11 protein-coding genes are annotated in these 12,483 nt (G+C 71.0%); 5 read left to right on the forward strand and 6 right to left on the reverse strand.

Features of this window, described 5'->3' with window-relative positions; genetic code table 11:
- Window positions 1–114: 114 nt before the first annotated feature.
- Window positions 115–1,716 (forward strand): beta-N-acetylhexosaminidase, encoded by a 1,602-nt coding sequence (locus K7G59_RS08895; RefSeq protein WP_225831935.1) that lies wholly within the window; start codon window positions 115–117, stop codon window positions 1,714–1,716.
- Window positions 1,717–1,746: 30 nt separating this feature from the next.
- On the opposite strand, the gene K7G59_RS08900 is transcribed toward K7G59_RS08895, so the two are convergent.
- Window positions 1,747–2,589 carry a siderophore-interacting protein gene (locus K7G59_RS08900; RefSeq protein WP_225831937.1) on the reverse strand — a complete coding sequence of 281 codons (843 nt, stop codon included), beginning with the start codon at window positions 2,587–2,589 and terminating at the stop codon, window positions 1,747–1,749.
- Between the two features lie 43 nt (window positions 2,590–2,632).
- Window positions 2,633–3,685 (reverse strand): ABC transporter substrate-binding protein, encoded by a 1,053-nt coding sequence (locus K7G59_RS08905; protein ID WP_225831939.1) that lies wholly within the window; start codon window positions 3,683–3,685, stop codon window positions 2,633–2,635.
- Window positions 3,686–3,979: 294 nt separating this feature from the next.
- Between K7G59_RS08905 and K7G59_RS08910 the strand changes: the two genes are divergently transcribed.
- Entirely contained in the window at window positions 3,980–4,474 is a 495-nt protein-coding gene (locus K7G59_RS08910) for a DUF6232 family protein (RefSeq protein WP_225831941.1), read from the forward strand.
- Window positions 4,471–4,800, forward strand: a complete 330-nt coding sequence (locus K7G59_RS08915; protein ID WP_225831944.1) for a hypothetical protein — start codon at window positions 4,471–4,473, stop codon at window positions 4,798–4,800. The genes K7G59_RS08910 and K7G59_RS08915 overlap by 4 nt, the downstream gene beginning before the upstream one ends.
- On the opposite strand, the gene K7G59_RS08920 is transcribed toward K7G59_RS08915, so the two are convergent.
- The 4 genes from K7G59_RS08920 to K7G59_RS08935 are packed head-to-tail and all read right to left on the reverse strand — an operon-like array spanning window position 4,797 to window position 10,469.
- Window positions 4,797–5,957, reverse strand: coding sequence for an acyl-CoA dehydrogenase family protein (locus K7G59_RS08920; protein WP_225831946.1), 1,161 nt, complete (start codon window positions 5,955–5,957; stop codon window positions 4,797–4,799). The genes K7G59_RS08915 and K7G59_RS08920 overlap by 4 nt on opposite strands.
- A gap of 5 nt (window positions 5,958–5,962) precedes the next feature.
- Window positions 5,963–6,904: a hydroxymethylglutaryl-CoA lyase gene (locus K7G59_RS08925; RefSeq protein WP_225831948.1), complete on the reverse strand. Its 942-nt coding sequence runs from the start codon at window positions 6,902–6,904 to the stop codon at window positions 5,963–5,965.
- Window positions 6,901–8,841 (reverse strand): acetyl/propionyl/methylcrotonyl-CoA carboxylase subunit alpha, encoded by a 1,941-nt coding sequence (locus K7G59_RS08930; protein ID WP_225831950.1) that lies wholly within the window; start codon window positions 8,839–8,841, stop codon window positions 6,901–6,903. The genes K7G59_RS08925 and K7G59_RS08930 overlap by 4 nt, the downstream gene beginning before the upstream one ends.
- An 11-nt stretch (window positions 8,842–8,852) precedes the next feature.
- Window positions 8,853–10,469: a carboxyl transferase domain-containing protein gene (locus K7G59_RS08935; protein WP_225831952.1), complete on the reverse strand. Its 1,617-nt coding sequence runs from the start codon at window positions 10,467–10,469 to the stop codon at window positions 8,853–8,855.
- A gap of 95 nt (window positions 10,470–10,564) precedes the next feature.
- Between K7G59_RS08935 and K7G59_RS08940 the strand changes: the two genes are divergently transcribed.
- Both K7G59_RS08940 and K7G59_RS08945 read left to right on the forward strand, forming a co-directional pair.
- Window positions 10,565–11,170: a TetR/AcrR family transcriptional regulator gene (locus tag K7G59_RS08940; RefSeq protein ID WP_225831954.1), complete on the forward strand. Its 606-nt coding sequence runs from the start codon at window positions 10,565–10,567 to the stop codon at window positions 11,168–11,170.
- Between the two features lie 141 nt (window positions 11,171–11,311).
- Window positions 11,312–12,469: an acyl-CoA dehydrogenase family protein gene (locus tag K7G59_RS08945; protein WP_225832268.1), complete on the forward strand. Its 1,158-nt coding sequence runs from the start codon at window positions 11,312–11,314 to the stop codon at window positions 12,467–12,469.
- Window positions 12,470–12,483 lie beyond the last annotated feature (14 nt).

Here is a 12,483-nt window from a genome sequence, read left to right on the forward strand (position 1 = left end):
CCATGCCGATCCGGCCCAACAGGGCCTCCCCGTCTGCCGGATGAGGTCCTCGGGCATGGATTGTTTCCCTGTGCTGCGGGAGAGTGGTCTCTACCACATCTGAAGGGAGCGCATGTGAGGCGGAACCACGGCACGACTCCCCGAACGCCCCGCATCCTCGGATCACTGCTGTTCCTCGCGGCGACCGGCGTGTTCACCCTCGCCGCCGGAGCCGCCCCGCGCCCCGCCTCCGCGACCCCTCTGGACCAGGTGATCCCGGCGCCCGCCTCGGTCACCCCCGGCGGACCTGCGTACCGCATCACCAGGACCACCGGCGTCCACGTCGACGACTCCCCGGAGGTGCGCGCGATCGGCGAATACCTCACCGGCATCCTGCGGCCCTCCACCGGCTACCCGCTGCCCCTCACCGGCCAGGGCGCGAGCGGCATCCAACTCCACCTCACCCACGGCGGCTACGGCGCCGAGGGCTACCGGATGCTCAGCACGGCCACGGGTGTCAGGCTCACCGCCGGCACGCCGGCCGGCCTCTTCCGCGGTGTCCAGACCCTGCGCCAGCTGCTCCCGGCCCGCGTCGAGAGGAAGACCGTCCAGAGCGGCCCCTGGCGCGTCGCGGGCGGCATCATCGTCGACCGCCCCCGCTACGCCTACCGGGGTGCCATGCTCGACGTCTCCCGGCACTTCTTCACGGTCGCCCAGGTCAAGCGCTACATCGACCAGTTGGCCCTCTACAAGATCAACAAGCTGCACCTGCACCTCAGCGACGACCAGGGCTGGCGCATCGCGATCGACTCTTGGCCGCGCCTGGCCACCTACGGCGGCTCCACCGAGGTCGGCGGCGGCCCGGGCGGCCACTACACCAAGGCCGACTACCAGGAGATCGTCCGCTACGCCGCCTCCCGCTATCTGGAGGTCGTCCCCGAGCTGGACATGCCCGGCCACACCGAAGCGGCGCTCGCCTCCTACGCGGACCTGAACTGCGACGGCGTCGCGCCCCCTCTCTACACCGGCACCCGGGTCGGCTTCAGCTCGCTGTGCGTGCCCAAGCAGGTCACGTACGACTTCGTGGACGACGTGGTCAGGGAGCTGGCCGCGATCACCCCCGGACGCTATCTGCACATCGGCGGCGACGAGGCGCACTCCACCAGCCACACCGACTACGTGACGTTCATGGACCGGGTGCAGCCGATCGTCGCCAGGTACGGCAAGACGGTGATCGGCTGGCACCAGCTGACCGGCGCCCGCCCGGCCGAGGGCGCCCTCGCCCAGTACTGGGGCCTGGACAGCACCGCGGCGGCGGAGAAGGCCCAGGTGGCCAGGGCCGCCCAGAACGGCACCGGGCTGATCCTGTCCCCGGCCGACCGGATCTACCTGGACATGAAGTACACCAGCAGCACCGGGCTGGGCCTGGACTGGGCCGGCCTGGTCGAGGTGGAACGGTCCTACGACTGGAACCCCGGCGCCTATCTGCCGGGCGCGCCGGCGTCCGCCGTCAGGGGCGTCGAGGCGCCGCTGTGGTCCGAGACCGTCACCACGTCCGCCGACATCGAGTACATGGCCTTCCCGCGGCTGCCCGGAGCCGCCGAGCTGGGCTGGTCCCCGGCGGCCACGCACGACTGGAACACCTACAAGGTGCGCCTCGCCGGCCAGGGCCCGCGCTGGGACGCGCTCGGGATCACGTACTACCACTCGCCGCAGGTGCCGTGGCCGTCGCACTGACGCAGGACCGAAGCGCTGACCCCCCGTCGGTCATCCCGCCTCGCGGAGCTCCTCCTCCGTCATCCCCTGCCGCCAGTAGCCGGCGAAGGTGACCCGCCGGCGGTCGACCCCGCACTCGCCGACGAAGTACCGGCGCAACGCCTTGACCCGCCCGGACTCGCCCGCGATCCACACGTACGGCCGCTCGCCCGCGGGCGGTTCGGCCGCTCGCACGGCGTCGACGGCCGTGGGAGCGCCGTCGTGCCGTACGAGCCAGGTGATCTCCGCGTCCGCCTCGGTGGCCACGTCCTGGATGTCACGGGCGTGCGGCACCTCCAGCCACGCGCGGACGCGCAGGCCGGCCGGGAGGGACTCCAGGATCGCGCCGGCGGCGGGGACGGCGGTCTCGTCGCCCCACAGCACTACGAGGCCGGCGTCCCCGGGCGGGCGGAAGCGGATGGCGCGGTTGTCGGCGACGGCCGGGCCGAGCAGCAGCACGTGGTCGCCGGGGGTGGCCCGGGAGGCCCACCGGGAGGCGGGTCCGGCGGGGACACGGGCACCGGGCCCGACGCCGTGCAGGACGAAGTCGATGTCGATCTCGTCGGGGGCGCGGCGCAGGGCGCGCAGCGTGTACGAACGCATCACCGCCCGGACATCGTCCGGGAGTTCACGCCAGCCCTGCCACCAGCCGTCGCCCAGCTCGAGCGGCACGACGGGTTCGGTCTGCCCCGGGTGCGGCAGGAAGAGCGAGAGGGACTGGTCACGTCCGTCCGAGCGGAGGGCGTGCAGGCCGGCACCGGTGAAAGTGATGCGGACCAGAGACGGGCCGAGCCGGCTCGTCCGTACGACCTGAAGGGAGAAGAAACGGAACGGGGCGGCCACGGCCGTCGTCATGTGCGCTCCTGATGAGGGTGCGGCGCGGGAATCCGAGGGAGGGTCAGCTGACCTTCCTGGCCTTCTCGATGGCCTCGGCCAGGCTGGTCAGCAGCGGTACGCACTTGTCGTACGACAGGATCGGCTCGGGGGAGCGGGCGATGACCTGGCCCGCCCTGACCGCGGGGAGTTTCTTCCAGGTGGCCCTGGTGATGTCGGCGGGCTGGAGGGTCGAGGAGCGGTCGTCCATCATGATGATGTCGGCCGGGTATCTGTCGGCGTTCTCCCAGCTCAGCGACTCGTACCAGCCGCCGTTCGGCCTCTTGGCGCTCTCCGGGGGCTCCACGAAGGTCACGCCGAGGGCCTTGAAGTACTCCAGGTCGACGGAGAGGTGGGTGCCGGAGACGTAGAAGAGCTGGTCGCTCGCGGAGCCGGCCATGACCTTGATGCCGGGATTGGCCCTGGCGGCGGCACGCAGCCGGGCCGCCGCGTCCTCGAACCGCTTCTTCGCGTCCGTCACCCTGGCGGCCTTCATGTCGGCGCCGAGCGACCGGGCCAGCTCCCACATGCGCTGCAGCGGCCGGGTGAGCTGACGGTCGTAGACGGAGATGCCGACGCCGGGCGCGAGGCGGCCGATCTGCTTCTTCGACTCCTCGGGGACGTACCAGAGGCTGCCGGCGTGGTCGAACATCGTCGTGATGAGCACGTCGGGCGCGAGGGCCGCGTACTTCTCGATGTTGAACTGGCCCCAGGCGTTGCCGAGGACCGTCACCTTGCTGACGTCCATGTCACCGGCCTGGACGTCGGGTCTGCCGCCGGTGGTCGTGGTCGGGCCGAAGACGCCCTTGACCTGGATGCCGTAGTCGTAGAGCGCGGCGCCGACACCGGTGAAGGCGACGATGTTCGCCGGGACCCTGTCCGTCTTCACGGTCGTACCGCGGTCGTCCGTGAAGGACCAGGGCCCACGCCTCCCCGGCGCCGTCCTCCCGCCCCCGCCGGAGCTTTCGTCCTCCGCCCTGCCGTCGCCGCAGGCGGTGAGCGCGGCACCGAGTCCGAGGACGCCGCCCGCGGCGAGCAGTCCGCGGCGAGTGAGGTGGGTGGCACGGGCATGGGGCATGGGTGCGACTGCTTTCAAACGGGGCGAAACGACCGCCGAACCAACTTCAACATAGGTTAGCCTAACCTAACTTGGACGGGGGCTGGGTGTGCGAGTGATGGCCGTAATTGCCCTTTGCTCAGCGGGTTTCGGCCTGCTCAATGGTCTGCACGCGGCAGACAGGTCGCGTGTATACGGGGGGTGCCTGTGTCAACAGACGGGTCCTTGGGGCCGATACCGCCTCGGCCGCCGCAGCCGCCGCCGCAGTCGCCGCCGCCGCAGTCGCCGCAGAAGTCGCCGCAGAAGTCGGGCGTCATGCTCTCGGTCGGCAAGCGGCTGCTGTGGGTGGGGGAGGCCGCCTATCCGCTGCACAACGTCACACGCGTGCATACGTTCGTCCTCAGACCCAGGCGCGCGGAGGCCGTCCTCGACTTCCTGAAATGGGGAGGGATCGCGGTCGTGGCGTTCGCCGCCCTGCGCGGCATGGGGAACGACTCCACGAGTGGCCTCGAGATCGTCCCGTTCGCGGTGGTGGTCGTGTTCTTCGCACGGATGATGCAGGTCCTGACCGCGTCGGACGAGCACGTCCTCGCCGTCGAGACCGCCAGTGCCTCCACGGCCGTGGTGACGCTGGCCGACGCGGGCCGGCTGCGGCAGCTGGTCGACGACATCGTCCACGCCATCGAGCATCCGGACGCCGAGTTGCAGGTCCTTGTGCAGTCGGTCCACGTGAACCCGAAGAACTACCACTTCGGCGACGAGGTGAACATGTACGGCGGGCTCGGCAACCTGGGGCTGGTGAAGAAGTGACCGCAGGAGACTCGTACCACTACGGCGACCAGGTGAACGTCCATGGTTCGCACAACATCGGCATGATCAAGTACCAGTCGGCCGATGCCCATCAGCAGATCGGGCAACTGGTCGATCTGGTCACGCGGTTGCGCGGGCAGGTGCCGGAGGCGGCCGTGCAGGTCATCGACGAGAACCTGCCCCTGCTCGCCGACGGCACGCGCACCCCGCAGGACCGCTACCGTGCCCTGATCGCCCTGTCCACCATCGCCCAGACGGTCGGCGAGGTGGGGCGCCCGGTCACGGAAGCGGTCCGCAGGGTGCTGCAACTGCTGGGGTTCGGCTAGCCCGCCAGCCCCAGCTCCCGGGCGATCAGCATCCGCTGGACCTCGCTCGTGCCCTCGCCGATCTCCAGGATCTTGGAGTCGCGCCACATACGGGCCACCGGGTACTCGTTCATGAAGCCGTAGCCGCCGTGGACCTGCGTGGCCTCGCGGGCGTTGTCGACGGCGACCGTGGAGGAGTACAGCTTGGCCATGGCCGCCTCCTTCTTGAAGGGCTCGCCCGCCACCAGGCGGTAGGCCGCGTCGCGCCAGGCCAGGCGGGCCGTGTGGGCCTTCATCTCCATGTCGGCGATCTTGAACTGGATGGCCTGGTTGGAGCCGATCGGACGGCCGAAGGCGTGACGTTCCTTCGCGTACTTGACCGACTCGTCCACGCAGCCCTGGGCCAGGCCGGTGGCCAGCGCCGCGATCGCGATGCGGCCCTCGTCCAGGATGCGCAGGAACTGGGCGTAGCCCCGGCCCTCCTCGCCCAGGAGGTTGGCGGCGGGGACGCGGACGTCCTGGAAGGAGAGCTCACGGGTGTCCGAGGCGTTCCAGCCGACCTTCGAGTAGGGCGCGGCGACCGTGAAGCCGGGCGTGCCCGACGGGACGATGATCGCCGAGATCTGCGGCCTGCCGTCCGGCTTGCGGCCCGTGACCGCCGTGACCGTCACCAGGCCCGTGATGTCCGTGCCCGAGTTGGTGATGAAGCACTTGGAGCCGTTGATCACCCACTCGTCGGTGTCCGGGTCCAGGCGGGCCGTGGTGCGGGTCGCCCCGGCGTCGCTGCCGCCCTCCGGCTCCGTCAGGCCGAAGGCGCCGAGGATTTCGCCGGAGCACAGGCGGGGGAGCCACTCGCGCTTCTGCTCGTCGGTGCCGAAGAGGTGGATCGGCATCGCGCCCAGCGACACGCCCGCCTCCAGCGTGATCGCCACGGACGAGTCGACCCGGGCCAGTTCCTCCAGCGCGATACCGAGGGCCAGGTAGTCGCCGCCCATGCCGCCGTACTCCTCCGGGAAGGGCAGCCCGAACAAGCCCATGCGGCCCATCTCGCGGACGATCTCGTACGGGAACTCGTGCCGCTCGTAGAAGTCGCCGATCTTCGGCGCCACCACGTCGTGCGCGAACTCCTCCACCGTGCGGCGGAGTTCCTCCAGCTCGGGGCTGAGGCGATGGTCCATGCTGATCACTGGTCCTTGTGGGAAAGAGCGCGGACGGTACGGGACGGGCTGGGGCGGCCCAGCTTTTCGGCCATCCAGACGCTGGTCGCGGTCAGGCGGCCGAGGTCGACCCCTGTCTCGATGCCGAGGCCGTGCAGCATCCATACGAGGTCTTCGGTGGCGAGATTGCCGGTGGCGGACTTGGCGTACGGGCAGCCGCCGAGGCCTCCGGCGGAGGAGTCGACGGTCGTCACACCGTGCTCCAGAGCCGCGTAGGTGTTCGCGAGCGCCTGGCCGTAGGTGTCGTGGAAGTGCACGCCGATGGTGTCGGTGGCGATGCCCTCCTCGTTGAGCAGGCGGAGCAGTGCGCGCACGTGGCCCGGGGTGCCGACGCCGATGGTGTCGCCCAGGCCCAGCTCGTCGCAGCCCATCTCCCGCAGCGCCTTGCAGACACGGGTCACCTGGTGGAGGGGAACCGCCCCCTCCCAGGGGTCGCCGAAGCACATCGACACATAGCTGCGCACGTGCACGCCGGCGTCCTTCGCCCGCCGCACCACCGGTTCGAACGCCGACAGCGACTCGTCCAGCGAGCGGTTGAGATTCGCCTTCGCGAAGGATTCCGTGGCGCTGGCGAACACGACGATGCTGCGCACGCCGAGCGCGAGCGCCCGGTCCAGGCCGTGCTGGTTGGGCACCAGCACCGGAAGTTCCACGTCGAGGTCGCGCACCAGGGGGAACAGCTCCTCGGCGTCGGCGAGCTGCGGAACCCACTTGGGGTGCACGAGGCTCGTCGCCTCGATCGTGGTCAGCCCCGCCTCGGCCAGCCGGCGGATGAACTCCGCCTTCACCGCCGTCGGCACGGGCGACTTCTCGTTCTGCAGCCCGTCGCGCGCGCCCACCTCCTGGATGCGCACCCGTGCGGGCAGATTCGTGGCCGGTACGGCCATGGGCAGTGCGTCGGCGCTCATGGTGACGCCACCTTTTCCTTGTCGTGCGGCGCGATGACGGCCAGCACCTGGTCCATGGCGACCGTGGTGCCCGGTGTCACGTCCAGCTCGGCCACCGTGCCGGCGTGCGGGGCGGAGATCACGTGCTCCATCTTCATCGCCTCCACCACCAACAGGCTCTGTCCAGCGGTCACTTCGTCACCGACGGCCACCTTGACGACGGTCACCGTGCCGGGCATGGGCGCGGTGAGCGAGTCGGCGCCCGCGTGGGCCGAGCGGCTGAGCGAGGCGGCCACCGGGTCGTGGTCGCGCACGTGCCAGGCGTCGCCGTCGCGGCCGAGCCAGTCGGCGGCGCGGTGGAAGGTGTGCCGGACGCCGTCCAGGGTCACGCAGACCCGGTCGGCGGTCACGGTGTGGGTGCCGCGCGGGGTGTACGTCACCGGGTCCTGCAGCCGCAGGTGGAAGGCCGGCGCCTTCGGGGTGCCGCCCAGCCGCCAGCCGCTCGGTACCGAGAACGGGTCCGTCCAGCCCTGCGGGGCGGGCTTCAGCGCCTCCAGGCGTACGGCCGCCGCCGCCTCGTAGACCTCTTCCGGCACCTGGGTGTCGACCAGTTCGTCGACCACGCGCTCCACCAGGCCGGTGTCCAGCTCTCCCGCCACCACGGCCGGGTGGGCCAGCAGCCGGCGCAGGAAGCCCGCGTTGGTGGGCACGCCGAGGGTGACGGTCTCCGCGAGCGCCGCCCGGAGCTTGCGCAGCGCCGTCGCCCGGTCGGGGCCGTAGGCGATCACCTTGGACAGCATCGGGTCGTAGAGGCTGCCCACCTCGGTGCCCTCGTGGAGCCCGGAGTCGGTGCGGACGCCGTCGCCCTCGGGTTCGTGCAGCCGCAGCACCGTGCCGCCGGACGGCAGGAAGCCGCGCGTGGGGTCCTCGGCGCAGATCCGGGCCTCGACGGCGTGCCCGGTCAGCGTCACGTCCTCCTGGGCGAAGCCCAGCGGTTCCCCGGCGGCGACCCGCAGCTGCCACTCCACCAGGTCGAGCCCGGTGACGAGTTCGGTGACGGGGTGCTCCACCTGCAGGCGGGTGTTCATCTCCATGAAGTAGTACTGGGACGGGTCGCCGCCCGGCACGATGAATTCCACCGTGCCCGCGCCCCGGTACCCGCACGAGCGGGCCGCCTGCACGGCCGCCTCGCCCATCGCCGCGCGCGTCGCCTCGTCGAGGAGCACGCTCGGCGCCTCCTCGATGATCTTCTGGTGCCGCCGTTGCAGCGAGCACTCGCGTTCGCCGAGGTGGACGACGTTTCCGTGGCCGTCGGCCAGCACCTGGATCTCGATGTGCCGGGGGCGGTCGATCCACCGCTCCACCAGGAGCGTGTCGTCACCGAAGGAGGCGCGGGCCTCGCGGCGGGCGGCGGCGATCTCCTCGCCCAGCTTCTCCACGTCCCGCACCAGGCGCATGCCCTTGCCGCCGCCACCGGCGGACGGCTTGAGCAGCACGGGCGTCCCGATCTCCCGGGCGGCCTCGGCGAGCTGGGCGTCGGACAGCCCGCTGCCGCTCGACCCCGGCACGACCGGCACCCCGGCCGCCTTCACGGTCTCCTTGGCGCGGATCTTGTCGCCCATGAGCGCGATCGCGTCCGCCGGCGGGCCGATGAAGACCAGCCCCGCCTCCTCGCACGCACGCGCGAAGCCCGCGTTCTCGGCGAGGAAGCCGTAACCGGGATGGACAGCCTGGGCGCCGGTGCGGGCGGCGGCCTCCAGCAGCCGCTCCACCGACAGATAGCTCTCGGCGGCCGGCGCCGGGCCGATCCGTACGGCCGTGTCGGCCTCCCGGACGTGCCGCGCGTCGGCGTCGGCGTCGGAGAAGACCGCCACCGAGCGCACGCCCAGCGAGCGGAGCGTACGGATGACGCGTACGGCGATCTCGCCACGGTTGGCCACGAGCACTGTGTCGAACACGGTTCCCCTCCTCACATCCGGAAGACGCCGAACTGGGGGTCTCCCAGTGGCGCGTTGGCGCAGGCCGTCAGGGCGAGTCCCAGCACCTGACGGGTGTCCTGCGGGTCGATGACGCCGTCGTCCCAGAGGCGGGCGGTGGCGTAGTAGGCGTTGCCCTGGCGCTCGTACTGGGCGCGGATCGGCGCCTTGAAGGCATCCTCGTCCTCGACGGGCCAGGATTCTCCCCGGGCCTCCATCTGGTCGCGCTTGACCGTGGCGAGGACGCTGGCGGCCTGCTCGCCGCCCATGACGGAGATCTTGGCGTTGGGCCACATCCACAGGAAGCGCGGGGAGTAGGCCCGGCCGCACATGGAGTAGTTGCCCGCGCCGTAGGACCCGCCGACCACGACGGTCAGCTTGGGCACCCGGGTGCAGGCCACGGCGGTGACCATCTTGGCGCCGTGCTTGGCGATACCGCCCGCCTCGTAGTCGCGGCCCACCATGAACCCGGAGATGTTCTGCAGGAACACCAGCGGGATGCCGCGCTGGTCGCACAGCTCGATGAAGTGGGCGCCCTTCTGGGCGGACTCGGAGAACAGGATGCCGTTGTTGGCGACGATGCCGACGGGGTGGCCGTGGATCCGGGCGAAGCCGGTGACCAGGGTCTGTCCGAACTCGCTCTTGAACTCGGCGAAGCGCGAGCCGTCGACCACGCGGGCGATGATCTCGCGGACGTCGTAGGGGGTGCGGGAGTCGACGGGCACGGCGCCGTACAGCCCGAGGGGGTCCACCTTCGGCTCGACGGCCGGCTGGACCTCCCAGGGCAGGGAACGGCGCGCGGGCAGCGTGGCGACGATGTTCCGCACGATCTGCAGGGCGTGCGCGTCGTCCTCGGCGAGGTGGTCGGTGACCCCGGAGACGCGGGAGTGCACCTCGCCGCCGCCCAGCTCCTCGGCGGTGACGACCTCACCGGTGGCCGCCTTCACCAGCGGCGGTCCGCCGAGGAAGATCGTCCCCTGGTTGCGGACGATCACGGCCTCGTCGCTCATGGCCGGGACGTAGGCGCCGCCGGCCGTGCACGAGCCGAGGACCGCGGCGATCTGCGGGATGCCGGCCCCGGACATCCGGGCCTGGTTGTAGAAGATCCGCCCGAAGTGCTCGCGGTCCGGGAACACCTCGTCCTGCATCGGCAGGAAGGCGCCGCCGGAGTCGACCAGGTAGAGACAGGGGAGCCGGTTCTCCAGGGCGACTTCCTGCGCCCGCAGGTGCTTCTTCACCGTCATCGGGTAGTACGTGCCGCCCTTGACGGTGGCGTCGTTGGCGACGATCACGCACTCGCGCCCGCTGACCCGGCCGATCCCGGCGATCACCCCGGCGGCCGGCGCCTGGCCGTCGTACAGGCCGTCGGCGGCGAGCGGGGCCAGCTCCAGGAAGGGCGAGCCCGGATCGAGCAGCGTGTCCACCCGGTCCCGCGGCAGCAGCTTGCCGCGCGCGGTGTGCCGCGCCCTCGCCTTCTCGCCGCCGCCGAGAGCGGCTGCGGCCAGCTTGGCGCGCAGCTCCTCGACGAGTGCGAGGTGGGCTTGTTCATTGGCCCGCCAGGCCTCCGACGCGGGATCAGCCGCGCTCGTCAGCACCGGTGCCTCGTGCATCGTGCGGTCCCCTCACCAGTGTTCCAACCGGTTAATGAGCGTTAACCATTTCCTTCAGGTTAACGACCGCTAACGCCGCTGTCTAGAATTACCGCATGGTCACCAGAACCGACGCCTCCACCCGTCGCGAGCAGATCCTGAAGGAGGCCGCCCGGCTGTTCGCCGAGCGCGGCTTCCACGGCGTCGGTGTCGACGAGATAGGAGCCGCGGTCGGCATCAGCGGCCCCGGCCTGTACCGCCACTTCCCCGGCAAGGACGCGATGCTCGCCGAGCTGCTGGTGGGCATCAGCGGCCAGCTGCTGACGGGGGCCAAGCGCCGCCTGGCCGAGGCCGGCGGGGACAGCGGCCCCTCGACGGTCCTCGACTCGCTCATCGAGGGCCACATCGACTTCGCCCTCGACGACCGCCCCCTGATCACCCTGCACGACCGCGAGCTGGACCGCCTGCGCGACAGCGACCGCAAGCTGGTGCGCCAGCTCCAGCGGCAGTACGTCGAGCTGTGGGTGGAGGTGGTCCGCGAGGTCTACCCGGCGCTCACCGAGCCCGCGGCCCGCTCGGCGGTCCACTCGGTCTTCGGTCTCCTCAACTCCACGCCGCACCTGGGCCGCGCGGGCACCCTGCCGGGACGCGGCACGACGGCGACCCTGCTGCACCGGATGGCCAGGGGCGCGTTCGCGGCGGCGGGGGCGGCGGAGAGCTGAGCCGGGCGGCCCGGCGCACCCACGGCGGGCGGGCCGTGGCGTGATGAGCGTTACCCTCCGCGAACCCTGGACCCCATGCCTACTCGCCGGTATGTTCAAGTTCTGAGCAAGCGCTTAGACATGTACGTGGAGGTGGGCGGCGTGCGCCGTACGGTGTTCAACGAGGATCACGAGGCGTTCCGGGAGACCCTGCGCGCCTTCATCGAGGCCGAGGTCGTACCGGTCTACGACGAGTGGCTCGCCGCCGGCCAGGCCCCGCGCGAGTTCTACTACAAGCTGGGCGAGCTGGGCGTCTTCGGCATCAACGTCCCGGAGGAGTTCGGCGGCGCCGGTCTGGACACCCACAAGTTCGAGGCCGTCTCGTACGAGGAACTCTCCCGCGCCGGCGTCACCTTCGGCGGCTCCAACGTGCACGTCCTGCTCGCGCTCCCCTACATCAAGCTGCTCGCCACCGACGAGCAGAAGAAGCGCTACCTGCCGAAGTTCGTCTCCGGCGAGGAGATGTGGGCCATCGCGATGACCGAGCCGGGCACCGGCTCCGACCTCGCGGGCATGAAGACCACCGCCAAGCTCTCGGAGGACGGCACGCACTACGTCCTCAACGGTGCCAAGACCTTCATCACCGGTGGCGTGCACGCCGACCGCATGATCGTCTGCGCCCGCACCTCCGCGCCGCGCGAGGACGACCGCCGCTTCGGCATCTCCCTCTTCGTCGTCGACACCAAGGCCGAGGGCTACTCCATCGGCCGCAAGCTCGACAAGCTCGGCCTGCGCACCTCCGACACCGCCGAGCTGGCGTTCGTCGACGTCAAGGTGCCGGTCGAGGACCTGCTCGGCGAGGAGAACAAGGGCTTCTCCTACCTCGGCCACAACCTCGCCTCCGAGCGCTGGGGCATCGCCTGCGGCGCGTACGCGCAGGCCAAGGCCGCCGTCCGGTTCGCCAAGGAGTACGTCCAGCAGCGCACCGTCTTCGGCAAGCCCGTCGCGGCCTTCCAGAACACCAAGTTCGAGCTGGCCGCCTGCCAGGCCGAGGTGGACGCCGCCGAGGCCGTCATCGACCGTGCGACCGAGGCCCTCGACGCCGGCGAGCTGACCCCCGCCGAGGCCGCCTCCGCCAAGCTGTTCTGCACCGAGGTCGCGCACCGCGTGATCGACCGCTGCCTCCAGCTGCACGGCGGCTACGGCTTCATGAACGAGTACCCGATCGCCCGCCTGTACGCGGACAACCGCGTCAACCGCATCTACGGCGGCACCAGCGAGATCATGAAGACGATCATCGCCAAGGACATGGGTCTGTAAGGGCGGCCGGCCCC

Origin of the sequence: Streptomyces sp. NK08204 (assembly GCF_020400585.1) — a bacterium.
Classification (GTDB): Bacteria; Actinomycetota; Actinomycetes; order Streptomycetales; family Streptomycetaceae; genus Streptomyces.